Origin of the sequence: Flavobacterium micromati (assembly GCF_900129585.1) — a bacterium.
In the GTDB taxonomy this organism is placed as follows: Bacteria; Bacteroidota; Bacteroidia; order Flavobacteriales; family Flavobacteriaceae; genus Flavobacterium; species Flavobacterium micromati.
Genome location: NZ_FQWF01000009.1, coordinates 107,265 through 125,973 on the forward strand (window position 1 = coordinate 107,265; position 18,709 = coordinate 125,973).

Consider the following 18,709-nt stretch of genomic DNA (forward strand, 5'->3'; position numbering starts at 1 on the left):
TAAAAATAACAGACTTCTATTAACATAGACGAGAATAGTTGCAAAATGGTTGCATGAATAATCAGATAATGTAAAAAATAATAATATTAAACATTTAATTATATGATTTACAGTATTTTAGCAATCAAATTATTTAAATAAAATTATGAAATATAAGCTGAATCAAAAACTTTACTTAAACTAACTTAGTATTGACAATTTATATGTGGAAGTTGCAAAAACCGTAATTGAACGTTCAACATTGACCAGTAAACATTGAGCACTGAACACTACTTCTTTCTTTCAATAACGTAATTTACCATCAAAATTAAAGCTTCCTTAAACTCCGAATCGGGATAATTATCCAGCAGTAAAAGGGCTTCTTGCTGAAATTGAACCATTTTTTCTTCTGCGTAAAGCAAACCATTATTGTCTTTTACAAAAGCAATAACTTCTTTAACGCGTTTTTTGTCTTTGTTGTGATTTTTGATCGAATTGATCAGCCAGCTTTTTTCTTTTGAATTACAAGTATTCAAAACATAAATAAGGGGCAATGTCATTTTTTGCTCTTTAATGTCAATACCTGTTGGTTTTCCAATGGCTTCATCTGTATAATCAAATAAATCATCTTTTATTTGGAATGCCGTGCCGATGAGTTCACCAAATTTTCGCATGTTCTCAACCTGAACCTCATCCTCAATAACTGATCTTGCACCAAGAGCACAACAAGCAGCAATAAGAGTTGCTGTTTTTTTTCGGATAATTTCGTAATAAACCTCCTCAGTAATATCAAGTTTTCTTGCTTTCTCTATTTGCAGCAATTCGCCCTCACTCATTTCGCGTACAGCGACAGATATTATTCGAAGTAAATCGAAGTCGCCATTATCAATAGAAAGTAGCAATCCTTTAGACAATAAATAATCACCAACAAGAACCGCAATTTTGTTTTTCCAAAGAGCATTAATCGAGAAAAACCCTCTACGCCTGTTGCTGTCATCAACCACATCATCATGAACTAATGTTGCAGTATGTATAAGTTCAATAACACAAGCGCCTCTATAGGTTCTCTCATTAACTAACCCAGCAGAAACCATTTTAGCAGTTAGAAAAACAAACATAGGACGCATTTGCTTTCCTTTTCTATTTACAATGTAATAGGTAATTCTGTTTAGCAAAGCCACTTGTGAAGTCATTGATTCGTAGAACTTTTTTTCAAAAAGTTCCATTTCTTTCAAGATCGGCTGTTTTATTTGCGAAGTGATATTCATTAGAATTCAAAGATAAGCTTTAGCTTGCAATCATACTAATGCTTCCTTCGTTTTGAACGTTTATAAAAAGTTAAATCCTACGCTTCTTTATTGGCAAGTTGACCGCAAGCTGCATCAATATCTTTTCCGCGACTTCTCCTCACTTTCACAACTATTCCGCTAGCTTCCAGCGCTTTTATATATTCATTAATTGATTCATCTGACGCTTGCTGAAATTCGCCATCATCAATAGGATTATACTCAATCAAATTGACTTTGCATGGAACATATTTACAAAACTTCACAAGCGCATCTATAGATTCCTTATTATCATTGATGTCTTTCCAAACCACGTATTCATAAGAAATTTTACTTTTGGTTTTTTTATACCAATATTCCAATGATTCACGTAAATCAGCCAACGGAAAATTAGTACTAAACGGCATAATCCGAGATCGGATTTCATCAATAGCCGAGTGTAAAGAAACGGCTAATTTAAATTTCACATCATCATCAGCCAGTTTCTTAATCATTTTAGGCACTCCTGATGTCGATACCATAATTCGCTTTGGAGACATCCCTAAACCTTCTGGTGAAATTATCATTTCGATTGCTTTCAAAACATTGTTGTAATTCATAAGTGGTTCGCCCATTCCCATGAAAACAATGTTCGATAGCGGGTGATTGTAATACAACCTACTCTCTTTATCTATAGCAACAACTTGATCATAAATTTCAGCAGGTTCTAAATTTCGCATTCTTTTTAACCGCGCTGTTGCGCAAAAGTTGCAATCTAAACTACAACCTACTTGACTAGAAACACAAGCTGTTGTTCTGGTATTTGTGGGAATTAAAACACTTTCTACCACTAAACCATCATGTAAGCGAACAGCATTTTTAACGGTTCCATCTTCACTACGTTGCATCGTGTCCACTTTTATGTGATTGATAACAAAATTAGCTTGAAGCATGGTTCGTGTTTCTTTCGAAACATTAGTCATATCCTCAAAACTATGCGCTACTTTGCTCCATAGCCACTCGTACACTTGATTTCCGCGGAAGGCTTTATCGCCATTTGCTGTAAAAAATTCCCGTAGTTGTTCTTTAGATAAGGCGCGTATGTCTTTTTTCTCAATTTGCATGGCGCAAAGTTAGTTACAATTTTGAATAATACTTAATTTTTCTAACCTACGATGTTAAATTTTGTAACTTTGACTTTTAAAACAATCTAACATGGGACTTCCCGAATTAAAACAAAAAATTCAATTACAAATCGAAAATGCAGACGAACGTTTATTACGAATCGTTTCTTCGGTTTTTGATAATTATTTGAATGAAGAATCTTATAATGACTTTTCTACCAGTTCGTTGGCTTTGAAGAAGAAGGAATTATTAAACGAGGCACTCCGTCAGGTTAGAGAAAAGAAAACTTTACCGCATGATTCTGTCATGGAAGAAACAAAAAAAAGATATTCAAAATATTTTAAAAATGAAGATTGAATGGACTTTAGTTTCAAAAGATGATTATTGGAATAATATCGAATACTTAGAAAGTCGGTGGTCAGAAACAGAAGTGTTAAATTTTATAAATGAGGTTGACCATTCACTGAATTTATTATTGAAAAATAACATAATTTTCAAAGAATCAGATTATAAAAATGTTTACAAACTGGTAATCATAAAACAAATCACCATGTATTATTCCATTGAAAATGAAACTATATATTTGTTGCGATTTTGGAATAATTACCAAGATTTGAATACTTTTAAATTAAAATAATGCATTTTATTTCCCAAGAATTAGAAGACTACATTGAGCAACATTCTGAAAAAGAACCTGTATTGCTAGAAGCTTTAAACAAAGAAACCTATCAAAAAATTTTAATACCCAGAATGTTGAGCGGTCATTTTCAAGGTAGAGTTTTAAGCATGCTATCTAAGTTGATCCGTCCAGTAACTATTTTAGAAATTGGGACGTTCACTGGATACTCGGCTTTATGTTTATGCGAAGGAATGCAAGAAAACGGCACATTACACACTATTGACATCAAAGAAGAATTAGTAGATTTTCAGCGGAAGCATTTTGATAAATCGCCTTGGGGCAAACAAATACATCAATATTTAGGAGAAGCGGTGGACATTATTCCTACATTAAACTTAAAATTTGATTTAGTTTTCATTGATGCAGATAAAGAAAATTACCTCAACTATTTTGAATTAATTTTACCAAAAATGAACAGAGGCGGAATAATTTTATCAGATAATGTTTTATGGAGTGGGAAAGTGCTGGAAACTTTAAACCCAAAAGATACAAGCACAAGAATTTTATTAGAATACAATGCACTTTTAGCAAATGATCCTAGAGTTGAGACGGTATTGCTACCTATTCGTGATGGTTTGACAGTAAGTAGAGTGCTATAAATATTTCGACGGAAGCGGAAAATAGCGTTGCTGAGCTATTTTATAGACTTTAAATATTAAAAATCCGAAAACAAATCCAAATAAATAACCTGTCACAATATCGATAGGATAATGTAATCCTAAATAAATTCGGCTATAGGCAAATATCAATGGCCACAAAAACAATAAACCAAAATATTTGAAATGCGATCTTAGCGTGAAATAAATCAAGGTGGCAACAGCCATCGAATTTGATGCATGACCAGAGAAGAAACTAAAGGAATTCCTGACTTGTACTACTCGGATAAAAGAATTAATTTCAGGATTATTGCAGGGACGCAAACGTTGAAAGCCATTCTTGAAAACATTAGTCATTTGATCAGTAAAAGTAACAAGAACTGCGACTACTAGAAGCAAATAAAGGGTTTGCTTTGCTCCTAATTTTTTAAAAATCACATATAGCAACAGTAAGAATAATGGAATCCAATTGCTTTGTTTTGTGATAAATAACCACATTGCGTCATACGTCGCGGAACCTAAAGAATTTAAAAAAATAAATAATTCTACGTCAAGAGATAGTAATTTTTCCAACATTACAATTGACGTTTTATTGGTCCGGAAATATCTTCAATTATCTCTTTGGTCGATTCCAAAGGAGCATTTATATCGCCAATCATATTTTCTTTTGCTTTGTTAATTTCAGAAGTAATATTTTCTCTAATATCAGTGTACTGAGAAGTATCGCCCAACAAATTATTTTTGACTTTATCAATTTCTGATGTGAGATTAACTCTTAAATCTCCTATTGTTTTAGTGTCAAATCCATTTGATTCTGCTCCTTTTTGAATTTCACTTTTAATATCATTTGTTGCGTTTTTTAATTGCGCCATTGCTTTACCCATAGTACGCGCAATTTCTGGAACTTTATCAGATCCAAAAAGCATCAAAACTATAAACATGATGAAAATTAATTCCCCTCCACCTATACCAAACATATTTTTTATTTTTATTGCTACAAAGATACCAAATTTAGAAACTTGGACTTTTAAATATTTCATAAAAAAAAGACTCTTGTTACAGAGTCTTTTTTAGCGTAGTTTTCATTAATCAAATCTAGATTTCGATTCTTCTTTTGGCCAAGTGTTATTAGTAATATCTATATCAGCTGTCTCAAGTTTTGGATCTAGCTGAATTTTTTTGATTACTTTTTCGGTAGCGTAAATTTTCTTTGCCGTTTCATTGTTCTTTCTCCAGATTTGTGCTGGATATTTAAACAATTCTTTAGTATCATCCTCGTACGTTAATTCAACAATTACCGGCATTATCATTCCGCCTGGCTTATTAAATTCTATTTCGTAAAAGTATTTAGGCGATTTTAAGTTTGATTTCTCGTCGGCAGTAAATTTAGTATTAACATAATCAGATAATAAATTGACATCAATAAGTGCTAAAGCTTTTTTATCCTTAGCAGATAATTCCTCGCTTGTGCTTGGAACTAGATATACGAAAGGCCCTTTTTCTTCACCAAATCGTCCTCTTTTAACAACAGCGTCTTTTAATTCTTTTGTCGCCGTTTGAGAAACATAATATTGTTTTACCTCTTTTATACCGATATCTACAAAATCTGTTGAGTAAAACCAACCTCTAAAAAACCAATCTAAATCTACCGCCGAAGCGTCTTCCATGGTTCTAAAAAAGTCTTCAGGCGTAGGGTGCTTAAACTTCCATCGGTTTGCATATACTTTGAAAGCGTGATCAAACAATTCTCTACCCATAATGGTTTCTCGCAATATGTTTAATCCTGTAGCTGGTTTTCCATAAGCGTTTGATCCAAACTGATGGATACTCTCGGAGTTAGACATTATAGGTTCCAAAAACTTTTGATCGCCACTCATGTAAGGAACAATCTTGCTCGCGGGACCGCGACTAGAAGGGAAATTTGTTCCCATTTCTTGCTCAGCCATATATTGCATAAACGTATTTAAACCTTCATCCATCCAAGACCATTGACGCTCATCAGAGTTTACAATCATTGGAAAGAAATTATGACCAACTTCATGTATCGTTACGCCTATCATTCCGTTTTTAATGCGCTCGCTTAATACTCCATTTTCATCTGGGCGACCGTAATTCCAGCAAATCATAGGGTATTCCATTCCTTGGTCTTCGGCAGATACAGATACTGCTTTTGGATAAGGATAATCAAATGTATGTGCAGAATAACTTTTTAAAGTATGAGCTACAGTTCGCGTTGCTGTTTCTCCCCAAAAAGGATTTGCTTCCTTAGGATATATTGACACCGCCATCACTGATTTATCGTTTAATTTTACCGCCATCATATCAAGTATGAATTTTCTTGATGTTGAAATTCCAAAATCTCGTACGTTCTTAGCACTAAATTTCCATGTTTTCTTTTTTTCAGAGAATCCTTTTTCAGCTGCTTCTGCTTCTGCTTGTGTAACAATAACCACTGGCTTGTCATACGTTTTTAACGCTAATTCATATCTTTTTACTTGTTCAGCTGTAAAAACTTCACTTCTATTTGTTAGTTCGCCTGTTGCCTCCATTACGTGATCTGCCGGAACAGTTATGTTCACATCAAAATTTCCAAAAGGCAATGTAAATTCTCCTGTTCCCCAGAATTGCATATTTTGCCAACCTTCAACATCATTGTAAACTGCCATTCTAGGATAGAACTGTGCAATTACATATAATTTATTTCCATCTTTTTCGAATAATTCATATCCAGATCGTCCACCTTCCACTCTATAATTATTGATGTTGTAGTTCCATTTGATTCCAAAAGAAAATTTATCTCCTGGTTTCATAGGTGAAACTAGGTTGATACGCATCATCGTTTGATTGATTGTGTATGACAATGTATTTCCTTTAACATCTTTAACTGACTCGATATTAAAGCCTCTTTCTAAATCTTGTTTTAAGAATTTATTACTAAAAGTTGCTGCTGGCAATACTTGTTCCATCCGCTGACTTTCTGCTAGTGGAGTTTGTGAATTTTTTGCTGCTTGATTTTGGTCTAACTGTACCCATAAATACTCTAATGTATCAGGAGAATTATTGTGATAAGTTATAACTTCTGAACCTTTGATACTAGATTTTTTATCGTCAAGTTCAATATCAATTTTATAATCAGCTTGTTGTTGATAATATGCAGGACCTGGCGCGCCCGAAGCTGTGCGAAACATATTTGGCGTTGCCATCAAATCGTACATTTGACTAAACTTATTGTTGTCGTATCGGCCTGATTGTTTTGGAGTAGTCGGAGGTGTTTTTTCTTGCGCAAATAATAGAGCAGGAAGAAGTAAAAATAATGCTAATTTTTTCATAGTTACGATTCTGGTTTTGAGGATGTGAAAATAATATTTTTTAGTAAATAATTCTAATAAATCACTTCTTAATTACGCCTTTTTGCGAAGATTCTGTAAAAAGCAATGTATTCTTTACGCCTAAAATAGAAAAGTGCATAATATTTTGCTGTTCACTATTTCCCTCTATAATTACGGCATTGTATACTTCAAGTGATTTAATTTTGTGAATATCTTTAATTTTAAAATAGCAAATTAGCACATCACCTTCCATTTCTTTTGATAAGAATTGTACATCTTTGACCTGACCATTTACCTTAATTGTAAATTTTTCGTTGAAGTATTTTTTAAATAGGAGTAAATCAGAGTCAGTTTCATTTTCTGAACCTAATTGAATTTTCTTATTGAACTTTTTTTCAATCGCGTTATTTAAATCGTCTATGAATATTCGAGACGTAATTTGGAGCATTTTTTTTTCGGGGGCAAAATCTACTTGGTATAAGGAAACGTAGAATTTATGAACACCAAATGAACTTACTCCAATCGTCAAGAGTATAAAAAGTGTTACTACTATTATTTTTTTCATTTTTCAAAATTAGTGATTCTTTTAAACTCCTCGCTTTTAGTAACTAAAAAATCAATTAGCATAAACTCGTCTTCTTGCTTTAGCAGCGTTTTCGATTTTGGATCTACTTCGCAAAAATCAAGAAAAAGATCAACTTCATCGCTTTTTATCTTTAGCGTCTTGGTAAAAAAGTTGCGATCTAGTGCGTTCGAAACTGAATTAGAGAAATCTATATTCGAATTTAAATCAGTTTTTGCATTGTCTTTCTTAAATAATTTGGCCGCCATTTTATAAATACGCACGAAATCCATTCCGTTTTCAATCGATCTATCAGAAGGCATCGCACTATTTTTAACTGCTGACTGGGCATCAGCAGCAAATTTCATATCGACTATTGCTTGTGAATTTGCTATTGCTGGCTTTATATCTGTTTGACCTTTTATAACCACCTCTTTCAGCGCTGTAGTTTGAGATTCTAAGATCACAATATACAGCGGTTTAATAAAGTCTTTCTGCTGAATTATCATTTTCTTTGACTTAAAAGCCGGGCTTAGTACTAATAATGTGTCATTGGCTTTCGCCAAAACATCAAAGAAACCTTGATTACTAATAAAAGTTCTCGTCTTTGAATTTAAATTAAACACATAGCCGTTGTCAACTAAAACTGCTTCATTAGTAAATTGACCGTGTAACGATTTGCGATTATCATTTTGACCATAGGAAAATAGGCAAATAAAGATCAAGCAGCATAGCGTAATTGTAGTTTTCATAAGTAAATCTATTTATTCTTACTATTCAATAAAGTTTTAAATTCTAGCGATAAAGCTGTCATATACAAGGAAATTTGTGGTTCATTTCTGCTGTCTAAAATTTTTACGAAATTTTCATTTTCAACAATATAAAATTTAAAACCATTTATATTTTCAGTTAGAATATTTAATTCGTCTGTAAAATATTCATCCCTAAACAATTCAGAAATAACCTTAATATTACTTTCCTTTTTCTCTAAAACAACTAGTTTTTTCAACCTTTTTGTCCTGCCATTAATCTTATTTATCAGCGTATCAAGAGGCATCGTTCCACCTATTAAATTTAACAGCATAATAGGTTTAAAATCCCCCGCTGTTTGCAATCTTCTTTCTGCTGTTGTATATTTCGTTGGCGCTTTAGTCACAATTCCTAGAGAAACAACATTAAATTGATTGTTTTTAACAATTACCTCGTCAAGTCTCGTTACTTTATTGAACATTTTAATTGGAAGAAAACCATTTTCAAAATCACTAGAAGCAATGATAATTCTTTTTGCTTCAAGATGTAATGCTGAAAGAACTAGAACATCATTGACTTTAGCTAAAATAAAAAACTTACCATTGTTAGCACTTACTGTTGTTTCTTTATTCCCTAAATTTACTACATTTATTCCGTTTACGTAAAGAGAATCGACTCTAATTTCTCCATGAATCAACTTTTCAATACTAACTTGGCTATAAGTAACTTTTGATAGCACAAATAAAACTAGGAATAAATTTTTATTTACTTTCAAGAGCAAGTATTTCGTTATAATTTTCAGCTAATTTCACAATGAGAAAAAGCACCATTGTTTTATTTTTTGCCCGCAAAGCATTGGCCATTGAGATATCATCGATGCAGTAGTATTGAAATCCTTTAATATAGAGTTCAGGAATTTTTAAAGTTTCAATATAATAATTGTCCTCAAAAAGAATATCAATTTTAGCTAATAACTGCTCTTTTTTCTCCACAATTATTTCCTTTTTTATCATTGCTTTCCGACCAGAAATAGTATTCAATAGTCCGTCTATTCCCCCGCCTGTAGTCGCCGTATAAAGCCTTCTTTCAGCTGGAGTATATTTTTTTTGACCGTATGGAATAATGCCTAAACTTTCTGATGATACTCCCGACTCATTAATTATAACTTCTTTTAGAACAATACTTTTAACACCCATATTCACTGTTAAAACTTCCTTTTCGATATCCCGTTGGTCAATTTTTATTCTTAGTGTCTCGAGGTCTTTACTTGATAAAAGAATTACATCACCTATTTTGACATCGATAGTAAAAAACTCACCAAGATTTGAGACAATTGTTTTTTGAGAAGTTACGTTTGTTACATCGATAGCATGCACCGCTGTGCTGTCGGAACTAAGTTGAACTCGCATTTTCGCCTTTATTACGGCCTGTCCAAAAATTATTTGAACTGAAAACAAAAATAAGAGTTTGATGGTGTTATTAATGATTGCTTGCAATTATTTCTTTATATTTTATCGCTAAGTCACCTATAAAAAAGGCAGACAATGCAGCGTTATTTGATTCTAAAATTTTTACAAAATCTTGATTTTCTATAATGTAATACTCAAATCCTTTTATATAAATAGCCGGTATTTTTAGGGTATTGATGAAATAATCATCTGGAAACAAGTACTGGATTCTTTTTAAATAAAATTCCTTTTTTTCTACTTCCAAATCCTTTTTCAACATTTTAGTCCGACCTGAAATCCAGTTTAGCAATGGATCTGCTGAAATAGAACCACCCATCATCGATCCCACATTTGCAGAAGCATTAAGATCTGTCGCGGTGTATAATTTTCGTTCGGCTGCCGTGTAACTTTTTTGTCCTTTAGGGATAATTCCTAATGATACTGCGTTAATATTGCTTTGCACTATAACCTCATCTAATTGGTTGATTTCTTGATTCAAGTTTACCGTAAAAATTTCTTCTTTTATATTATTTTGAGTGATGCAGATTGCAAATTCTAAAAATTGCGAACCCGAAAATAGTAAGGTATCATCAGCCATAGCTTCAATTTTAAAGAAACCTTGTTGATTTGTTTTTGTTAGTTGATTAGTTATTTTATTAATGACATAAATGTTTTCTAAAGCCATGAAATCAGCACTTACTTTACCATTTATTTGTATACGAGGCCGATCTTGTGCAACAATTTGCATTGCATTAAATGCCAAAAAAAAATATACAATTTTGATCATATTTTAATAAACGTATTTATTAACTCGTAAAAATACCCAAATCACCTCCAAATTATTTACTAACGCCTTGGTAAAAAAATGTTAATTAAATGTTTGAAATAAAATAACTGAATCAATACCTTTAGCCTAAATTAAATTCTACGATGAAAAATATAATTATAGCAAGTACATCGACACTTTCAAGTGAAGGTTATCTTGATTATCTATTGCCCGCATTGCAACTGCATTTTCAAAATTGTAAAACTATTCTATTTATTCCTTTTGCAAGACCAGGTGGAATTTCGCATAAAGAATATACGGAGCTGGTTGGAATGGCTTTCGCCAAAATTAATAAAAAAGTTACCGGCATTGATGAATTTGACGACGCTACGGAAGCTATAAAAAATGCAACAGGAATTTTTACTGGAGGAGGAAACACATTTGTATTAGTTTCACAATTGTACAAATATAATTTAATGGATATTCTTTCACAGGCTATTAAAAAAGGAACTCCTTATCTAGGAACCAGCGCAGGAAGTAATATTTGCGGATTAACAATGCAAACTACTAATGACATGCCAATTGTGTATCCATCCAGTTTTCAAACTTTGGGCGTTGTCCCATTCAATTTGAATCCTCATTATTTAGATCCTGATCTATCATCAAAACACATGGGCGAAACAAGAGAAACGCGTATCAAGGAATTTCATGCTTACAATTCGGCACCGGTGTTAGGTTTGAGAGAAGGTAGCTGGCTTGACGTAAAAGGCGACAAAATCATTTTAAAAGGAGATCTCACTGCCCGACTGTTTAGACAAAATCAAAATCCTGAAGAATTAGAATCTGGAATGGATTTAAGTTTTATAAATTAGTCTCTAAAAATGTTACGATTTATGGGTTTGCAATTTGCACAGCGAAAGACATAGTTACCGGGAAAAAGCTTTAAAATGAAAGTATTTTTTACTAATTGTGAGCTTCCTTATTTGATAGGAAGTCTGGCATTTTAGTATTGCGGTAGAATGTTGTGTTGTTCTAGCCAAAAATATAATGGCACAACAAAAAGCGTAAAAGTAGAGATACACATAAAACAAAAAACCTCAAACAAAGTTTGAGGTTTTAGAGCGAAAGACGAGGCTCGAACTCGCGACAACCAGCTTGGAAGGCTGGAGCTCTACCAACTGAGCTACTTTCGCATGACAATATTAAATTAATTTTTCAAAACAAGTTTTGAAAATTAGAGCGAAAGACGAGGCTCGAACTCGCGACAACCAGCTTGGAAGGCTGGAGCTCTACCAACTGAGCTACTTTCGCATTAACAACGGTGCAAATATAATTAATAAGTTTGCTTGAATGCAAGTTTTTTTCTTAAAAACTCTCCAACTGCAATTGCTAAATGGAAGTAAATACGAAAATTTAAATCATAAAGAATTTAATACTATAATATTATACATTTATAATTCCTTTGAAAAAGTTTAAAAAAATATGCAAATAATTAAAAAAATTATCGCTTTAGACACTTTTCCGGTGCGTCATCCAGTACTTCGAAATGAAAAACCCATAGAAAGTTGTCATTTTGATGGTGATAATTTAAAGTCTACAACACATTTTGGATTGTTTGATAGCGGTAAAATTCAAGCTGTAATTTCGCTGTTCGAGGCAAAAAATGAGTGGTTTGAAAGTGAAAAACAAATACAAATTCGGGGAATGGCAGTTCTAGAAAAACATCAAAAAAAAGGGTTTGGCGAAATTTTGATCATAAATGCGGAGAATTATTGCATTCAAAAAAAATCAAACTTAATTTGGTTCAACGCTCGACAAGAAGCAATTGGTTTTTATCAAAAAATGGGATATGGGATAATAGGAGTTCCCTTTGAAATCATCGATGTAGGAGAACATGTTGTGATGTTTAAAAACTTAAGTTCTACTAATATTAAAATAGAGCGATAAAATAAATACCATCTTGTTACGATTTACATTGCAACAATTGATTTAATTTCACTTTTAACCTAAAGAATTAGACTTTAATTTAAATCCGGTGCTTGTGATTATTTTATTAAACAATTTTTCAGTAAGCTTCGTATTGGTTTTTTATCAACTCTTCGATCAGTATAGACGAACTATTCCAAGAGTTGAGACTATTATACGGGTTTTTGAATGACTTTTTTTCGCAATGAAAATTAGTGCAAATGTTTAATATCCGGCATTACTCCAATTTTACCTTAAAATTTAAGAAATTGATTTATCTCCAAAATTTGAAACTCTTGACGGATGATAAATAAAGAAACATGATTTATCTTTTATAGCAGTGATAATTTCTTTTGAAAGCTCAACAGGAACGGCAGGACATCCTTGACTTCTTCCTAATCTATGGTTGTTTTTGATAAACGAATTAGAAACATAATCAGCAGCGTGCATCACCACTCCGCGAGATCTAGCATTATCATTTACACCTTTTTCTAAACCGTCTAATCGAAGGGACATTCCGTGTTTTCCATTATAAATTTCGCCCGTGGAATAAAAACCTAAACTGCTTTTGTAGGATTCCGAAGCGTTAGAAAAATTGGAAGCAAACTCTTGACCAGTATTTCGCCCATGAGCCACAAGCGAATGAAACAATACATCACCGGTAGTTAAGTCAATTACCCATAGTCTTTTACTGTTTGCTGACAAACTGAAATCGATCAAAGTCAGAATCTCTTTTTTTATTACTCCCTTTTGCTTGAAAGAATAATAACCTTTTAAAGCCTCGGCAAAACTTTCTAATTTTGGTAATTCGAATTTATCTGAATGCAAATTTTTATAAGCAACTTCAATTCGAGATTCTAGAGTGGGTTCAGCTTTTTTTACATACACAGCTGTACTTAAAACATTTGGATCTTTCTCTGTATTTGTTGTTGAGAATGAAGAAACAAATAAAAATATCATAGTAGGAATTATTGTATAAATCATTGATTTTGTTTAAGTTATAGATTAATAGGGCACACAAACCTAGTGTAAAAAAACAGAAATATCAGTGAATTTAACAAAAATTTATTTTGGTAATGACGAAAAAATGCACTAACTATTAATCAACAAAATCGGTGAAATCGCAATTCCTATGTTAATTTTATTACTTTTGTTGTAAACCTAGCCCCCATTTATGTCACAATTACTTTTAAAAAGTTTAATTTTTTCATTATTATATACTTTTACCACTTATAGTCAAAAAAAAGTTTTACAAGCTAAACCAATTACTGAAAATATAGTTATCGATGGCAAAATCAACGAAGAAATTTGGAATTCAGCGTCAGTTGCGACTAATTTTATAATGTTTGAACCAGACAATGGAAAACCAATTAGTGCTGAAAAAAAAACAGAGGTAAAAATAGTTTATGACAACGACGCCATTTACGTTTCGGCCTTACTGTACGACAATGAACCAGATAAAATTCAGAAAGAACTAACTAATCGAGATATATTTGGCGTTTCTGATCATTTTGCGATTTACATTAATGGCTTTAATGATGGTCAACAGGATTTTCGGTTTTTTGTAAGCGCTGCAGGCGTACAAATGGATTGCTTAGCTACCGAGGATTTTGAAGATTTTACTTGGGATGCAATTTGGGATAGTGAAGTAGTTCTTACTGAATTTGGTTGGGCAGTTGAAATGAAAATTCCTTATGCCGCGTTACGGTTTAGTAAAGCTGATACACAAGTTTGGGGCTTAAACTTTCTACGCGAAATTAAGCGCGACGTACAAAAGTACACTTGGAATCGCGTTGACACTCAAATTGGGGCAGTGATACCGCAAGCTGGTGTTCTTGAAGGTATTGAAAATATCCAACCGCCTACTCGACTTTTTTTTATACCGTACACCTCAGCATATTACCAACAAAGCGATATTGGTTCTGATACAACTTTAAAAGCTGGTTTAGATATTAAATATGGTATTAATGATTCCTTTACATTAGATGCTATTTTGGTTCCTGATTTTGGTCAGACAAAGTTTGATAATGCTATTTTGAATTTGTTGCCTTTTGAACAGCGGTTTGAAGAAAACAGACCTTTTTTTACAGAAGGTACCGATTTATTCAATAAAGGCAATTTGCTTTATTCCCGCCGAATAGGTGGCGAACCCACTACAGTCCCTAATACCACTGACGTTGAAGAAATAACCAATTATCCTAGCACGGTAAATTTACTAAATGCTGTAAAAATTTCGGGTAGAACCGAGAAAGGTTTGGGAGTGGGTTTTTTAAATGCTGTTACCGAAAAAACCCAAGCAACCATTTTTAACAATGACACCCAAGAAGTTCGTAAAGAAGTAATTGAACCGCTTACTAATTATAATATGATTGTTCTAGACCAGCGATTCAATCAAAACTCATCGGTCTCTTTTGTAAATGCAAATACAACCCGCAATGGAAATTTTAGAGATGCAAACGCATCAGCGATAGTGTATGATTTAAATACAAAAGAGAACACATACAATTTATATGGCGATTTTAAATTTACTCAAGTCAATACCATTAAAGATTATAACGGTATAAAAACTGCTGTAAACTTCGAAAAAACAAGTGGTCGCTACCGATACTTATTTGCTGGAAAATACATATCAGAAAATTATGATATCAATGACTTAGGAATTGTTTTTTATACTAATTATCACAATGTCGAAGCAAATGTGAGTTACAGAATATTAAATCCTACTAAAATTTTTAATACACTAAAAATAGAGCAAGAAGTCAACTTAGAGCTTCAAAATACCACAGGAAAAGTTCAAGAAAGTTGGTACAAAACAGTGGTAAAAGCAAGATCGCTAAAAAACGATTATTATGAGTTAGGCATCATTGTAAATCCGCTAGAAACATTTGATTTTTATGAACCTCGGGAATATGGAAGATATGTTTATATACCTAAAAGAGTCGCGTCCTATTTTGGTTTTGAGTTAAATAGAAATAATGAGTTAACGTTAGATATGACCGTCAACTTTACAAAGTTTGATGAAGAAAAGCGATTAACTCACGGTTTTTATGCGAGTCCAAAATACCGATTTAATGACAAGTTTTCATTAGCTTACGCGGTGGAATATACTAACATGAGAAATGATCGCGGCTGGGTTGACTTTGATGATTCTGGGATTGTTTTTGCAGAACGCAATCGAGAAATATTGCAAAACGACCTTACCGGGAAATATGCAGTAAATAACAGAATGACCATTAATTTAAAGGCCCGCTACTATTGGTCTTATTCTAAAAATCATGAGTTTTTTACGTTACAAAATAATGGCTTTTTGACAGAAAACGCAGTTTATGCATTAAATAAAGACCGAAATTTCAACTCTTGGAATTTTGATTTATCTTATTCTTGGTGGTTTGCTCCTGGAAGCGAAGTCTCTGTTTTATACCGCAGTTACGGATTACAAAGAGCGAGTATGGTTGAGAAGGATTTATCAAGAAATCTCAAAAACATATTCAATAGTGACCTTACAAATGTACTTTCGATAAGCGTTCGCTATTTTATTGATTATAATGCAATAAAAAACAAATTTTAATTTAGTCAAATCAAATTGTAACATTCAGGCAGATATGGAGTCTATTAAGCAAACTACACAGCGAACAGCGAATTAAATTTTCTGATGCTCTTGTGGTTTATTTAATTTTGCATCAATAAATCTTTCATGAATAAGCTTCTATTACTTTCTCTACTATTCTTTTCTTTCTTTGGCTACAGCCAAAAAAAAACACTCCACACTAAATTTATTACCGAAAAAATAGAAATTGACGGAAAATTGAATGAAGGTATTTGGAAATCAGCTGCAATTGCAAGCGATTTTATTATGTTTGAGCCTGATAATGGAACTCCAATTCCTGAAAATAAGAAAACAGAAATAAAAGTTTTATACGACAACGATGCCATTTACATAGGCGCAATTTTGTATGACGAGAGTCCTGATAAAATATTAAAGGAAGTTACGCAGCGAGATAATTTTGGTACGGCTGACCTTTTTGGAGTTTTTATTAACGGTTTTAATGACGGTCAACAAGATTTTCAGTTTTTTGTAAATGCCGCAGATGGTCAAGCAGATTGTATCACAACAGATACAAATGGCGAAGATTATTCTTGGGATGCAGTATGGGATAGCAAAGCGATTATTACTGACAAAGGCTGGGCAATAGAAATGCGCATTCCTTATGCGGCACTTCGTTTTTCAACAGAAATGAAGCAAACTTGGGGTCTTAATTTTTTTAGAGAAGTGAGGCGCGATCGCTTTAAATACACCTGGAATTTTATCGATACAAAACTAGGCACATTCACCCAACAAACGGGAACATTGGAAGGAATTGAAAATATAAAACCTCCTACTCGACTCTTTTTATTGCCCTATTCCTCCTTTTACTTAGATGCCAACGCCCGCCAAAAAACAATTGGAACTTTAAAAGGCGGCTTAGATTTGAAATACGGTATTAATGATGCGTTTACGCTCGATATGATTTTGATTCCTGATTTTGGACAAACAAAATACGACGATCAAATTTTGAATTTAACACCATTTGAACAGCAATTTAATGAAAATAGACCTTTTTTTACCGAGGGAACAGATTTATTTAGCAAAGGAAATTTAGTCTACTCGCGCCGCATTGGTGGCAACCCAATCAATTATCCCACTACTTCAATTAATGAGCAAATCATAGATAATCCTGCTAGTGTAAATCTAATTAATGCTTTAAAAATATCAGGACGAACTAAAAATGGATTAGGAGTTGGAATATTAAATGCAGTAACTGAAAAAACAGTTGCTACAATTCAAAATAAAAACACGCAAGAAATTAGAAAAGAGACCGTAGAGCCACTAGCAAATTATAATGTTTTCGTTTTAGACCAGCGCTTTCGCAAAAATTCCTCAATAGCTTTTGTAAATACTAATGTGACCCGAAATGGAGATTTTAAAGATGCAAATGTGTCGGCTTTAGTTTGGGATTTAAATACACAAAAAAACACTTATAATATTTCTGGGGATTTTAAATACAGCCATATTAACAGTACCGAAGACAAAAAAGGGATCAATTCACAATTGAATTTCTCTGAAACAAGTGGAAAATTTAGATATGGCGTTGGAGCTGATATTACTACGAAGGATTATGACAATAATGATCTAGGAATAAATTTTGAAACTAATTATTACAGCATTTATGGCAATACGAGTTACAGAATCTTAAATCCAACTAAGTATTTTAACTCTTTTGGTGCACGTTTAAACACTTATTCCCAGTTTCAAAAAGAGACTGGTAAAATACAGTCGGCCAATGTAAATTTACAAATCAATTCAAACGATAAAAAAAATCATTATTATGGCTTTACCGTTGATGCTGCACCAATAGAAACGTATGATTATTATGAACCAAGAGCAACTGATCGATACGTAATAAGGCCCACTAGAATAAGAGGATCTGCTTTTATCTCAACAAATTATAATTATCGTTTTGCGGTTGATTTTAATCCGTCGTATACCGCATTTGATGAAATAGGTCGTAACACTTATAATATTTCGATAGGTCCTAGATACCGATTTAGCGATAAATTAGCATTGAATTATAATTTTAATTTTAATAGGCAAAACAACAACAAAGGATTTATAGATAGTTTAGCCGATAATTTGAATGCTTCAGTACCTAATACAATACTTTTTGCCAATAGAAATGTTTTGACGTATTCCAATACCTTGTCTGGTAAGTATGCGTTAAATAGCCAAATGACTTTTAACATTGCTTTGCGACAGTACTGGTCGTATGCTGAAAATAAAAATATACTTTCATTAGAACAAAATGGAAGACTTGCTGATTTTGCGGGATACACCAGCAATAAAAATTCTAGCTTCTATTCCTGGAATGCTGACTTATCATACACTTGGTGGTTTGCACCTGGCAGCCAAGTCTCCGTTTTGTATAGAAATAATGCCAATGACTTTGAGAGAATTATCAATAAAGATTTTGTCAGCAACGTAACTAATATTTTAAATAATGAGGCGCTTATCCATACTTTCTCAATAAGTGTGCGTTATTTTATCGATTATAATCAAATCAAGAATATAATGTAAATGCAATAATTCTAATAAACCGAGGTGTCTACTAAAATAAAACCAATTTTTAGGATCGTTCATCATTGAATTTACAATAGTTACCGCCACTGATGTCAACATTTTTAGAAATGTTTTATCTTTGTTCAAAATA

General features: G+C 32.7%; 18 protein-coding genes and 2 tRNA genes. 7 read left to right on the forward strand and 13 right to left on the reverse strand.

Translation table 11 applies throughout. From position 1 onward, the window contains the following. Positions 1–269: 269 nt before the first annotated feature. Both BUB42_RS10860 and rlmN read right to left on the reverse strand, forming a co-directional pair. Complete coding sequence (locus tag BUB42_RS10860; protein ID WP_073020197.1) at positions 270–1,247, reverse strand: polyprenyl synthetase family protein; 978 nt, start codon at positions 1,245–1,247, stop codon at positions 270–272. Between the two features lie 77 nt (positions 1,248–1,324). After that, positions 1,325–2,368 (reverse strand): dual-specificity RNA methyltransferase RlmN, encoded by a 1,044-nt coding sequence (gene rlmN, locus BUB42_RS10865; RefSeq protein WP_073020199.1) that lies wholly within the window; start codon positions 2,366–2,368, stop codon positions 1,325–1,327. A 91-nt stretch (positions 2,369–2,459) separates the two neighbouring features. Here rlmN and BUB42_RS10870 point away from each other — a divergent pair, with 91 nt between their 5' ends. The 3 genes from BUB42_RS10870 to BUB42_RS10880 are packed head-to-tail and all read left to right on the forward strand — an operon-like array spanning position 2,460 to position 3,647. Then, entirely contained in the window at positions 2,460–2,726 is a 267-nt protein-coding gene (locus BUB42_RS10870; protein WP_073020201.1) for a hypothetical protein, read from the forward strand. After that, complete coding sequence (locus BUB42_RS10875; protein WP_073020203.1) at positions 2,716–3,006, forward strand: type II toxin-antitoxin system RelE/ParE family toxin; 291 nt, start codon at positions 2,716–2,718, stop codon at positions 3,004–3,006. The genes BUB42_RS10870 and BUB42_RS10875 overlap by 11 nt, the downstream gene beginning before the upstream one ends. Continuing rightward, positions 3,006–3,647: an O-methyltransferase gene (locus tag BUB42_RS10880; protein WP_073020205.1), complete on the forward strand. Its 642-nt coding sequence runs from the start codon at positions 3,006–3,008 to the stop codon at positions 3,645–3,647. Before BUB42_RS10875 ends, BUB42_RS10880 begins: the two co-directional genes overlap by 1 nt. Here the strand turns inward: BUB42_RS10880 and BUB42_RS10885 are convergent. The 8 genes from BUB42_RS10885 to BUB42_RS10920 all read right to left on the reverse strand — a co-directional run bounded on the left by BUB42_RS10885 (position 3,642) and on the right by BUB42_RS10920 (position 10,520). Beyond that, complete coding sequence (locus BUB42_RS10885; RefSeq protein ID WP_073020206.1) at positions 3,642–4,220, reverse strand: phosphatase PAP2 family protein; 579 nt, start codon at positions 4,218–4,220, stop codon at positions 3,642–3,644. The two genes, BUB42_RS10880 and BUB42_RS10885, sit on opposite strands and share 6 nt — an antisense overlap. Then, complete coding sequence (locus tag BUB42_RS10890; RefSeq protein ID WP_073020363.1) at positions 4,220–4,621, reverse strand: twin-arginine translocase TatA/TatE family subunit; 402 nt, start codon at positions 4,619–4,621, stop codon at positions 4,220–4,222. The genes BUB42_RS10885 and BUB42_RS10890 overlap by 1 nt, the downstream gene beginning before the upstream one ends. A 108-nt stretch (positions 4,622–4,729) precedes the next feature. Further along, positions 4,730–6,973 carry a M1 family metallopeptidase gene (locus tag BUB42_RS10895; RefSeq protein ID WP_073020207.1) on the reverse strand — a complete coding sequence of 748 codons (2,244 nt, stop codon included), beginning with the start codon at positions 6,971–6,973 and terminating at the stop codon, positions 4,730–4,732. 61 nt (positions 6,974–7,034) lie between these two features. Beyond that, positions 7,035–7,538: a DUF6702 family protein gene (locus BUB42_RS10900; protein ID WP_073020209.1), complete on the reverse strand. Its 504-nt coding sequence runs from the start codon at positions 7,536–7,538 to the stop codon at positions 7,035–7,037. Further along, on the reverse strand, positions 7,535–8,287 hold the full coding sequence (locus BUB42_RS10905; protein ID WP_073020211.1) for a BamP family beta-barrel-assembly machinery protein: 753 nt from the start codon (positions 8,285–8,287) through the stop codon (positions 7,535–7,537). The genes BUB42_RS10900 and BUB42_RS10905 overlap by 4 nt, the downstream gene beginning before the upstream one ends. 8 nt (positions 8,288–8,295) lie before the next feature. Then, positions 8,296–9,060, reverse strand: coding sequence for a hypothetical protein (locus tag BUB42_RS10910; protein ID WP_073020213.1), 765 nt, complete (start codon positions 9,058–9,060; stop codon positions 8,296–8,298). Continuing rightward, complete coding sequence (locus tag BUB42_RS10915; RefSeq protein WP_244533921.1) at positions 9,047–9,694, reverse strand: hypothetical protein; 648 nt, start codon at positions 9,692–9,694, stop codon at positions 9,047–9,049. Before BUB42_RS10915 ends, BUB42_RS10910 begins: the two co-directional genes overlap by 14 nt. 70 nt (positions 9,695–9,764) lie before the next feature. Beyond that, positions 9,765–10,520 (reverse strand): peptidase associated/transthyretin-like domain-containing protein, encoded by a 756-nt coding sequence (locus tag BUB42_RS10920; RefSeq protein WP_073020215.1) that lies wholly within the window; start codon positions 10,518–10,520, stop codon positions 9,765–9,767. A 143-nt stretch (positions 10,521–10,663) separates the two neighbouring features. Between BUB42_RS10920 and pepE the strand changes: the two genes are divergently transcribed. Then, complete coding sequence (gene pepE / locus BUB42_RS10925) at positions 10,664–11,371, forward strand: dipeptidase PepE (RefSeq protein ID WP_073020217.1); 708 nt, start codon at positions 10,664–10,666, stop codon at positions 11,369–11,371. 248 nt (positions 11,372–11,619) lie between these two features. Here the strand turns inward: pepE and BUB42_RS10930 are convergent. Together BUB42_RS10930 and BUB42_RS10935 are read right to left on the reverse strand one after the other, a co-directional pair. After that, positions 11,620–11,692: transfer RNA gene (locus BUB42_RS10930), tRNA-Gly, on the reverse strand. Between the two features lie 45 nt (positions 11,693–11,737). Beyond that, positions 11,738–11,810: transfer RNA gene (locus BUB42_RS10935), tRNA-Gly, on the reverse strand. Between the two features lie 171 nt (positions 11,811–11,981). On the opposite strand from BUB42_RS10935, the gene BUB42_RS10940 reads away from it, so the two are divergent. Beyond that, positions 11,982–12,446 carry a GNAT family N-acetyltransferase gene (locus tag BUB42_RS10940; RefSeq protein WP_073020219.1) on the forward strand — a complete coding sequence of 155 codons (465 nt, stop codon included), beginning with the start codon at positions 11,982–11,984 and terminating at the stop codon, positions 12,444–12,446. A 279-nt stretch (positions 12,447–12,725) separates the two neighbouring features. Here the strand turns inward: BUB42_RS10940 and BUB42_RS10945 are convergent, their stop codons facing one another. Next, complete coding sequence (locus BUB42_RS10945; RefSeq protein ID WP_073020221.1) at positions 12,726–13,448, reverse strand: murein L,D-transpeptidase catalytic domain family protein; 723 nt, start codon at positions 13,446–13,448, stop codon at positions 12,726–12,728. Between the two features lie 190 nt (positions 13,449–13,638). Here BUB42_RS10945 and BUB42_RS10950 point away from each other — a divergent pair, with 190 nt between their 5' ends. After that, on the forward strand, positions 13,639–16,032 hold the full coding sequence (locus BUB42_RS10950) for a DUF5916 domain-containing protein (RefSeq protein ID WP_073020223.1): 2,394 nt from the start codon (positions 13,639–13,641) through the stop codon (positions 16,030–16,032). 126 nt (positions 16,033–16,158) lie between these two features. Further along, a complete protein-coding gene (locus BUB42_RS10955; protein ID WP_073020225.1) occupies positions 16,159–18,576 on the forward strand; it encodes a DUF5916 domain-containing protein in 2,418 nt (805 codons plus the stop codon). The last annotated feature ends 133 nt before the right edge of the window (positions 18,577–18,709 follow it).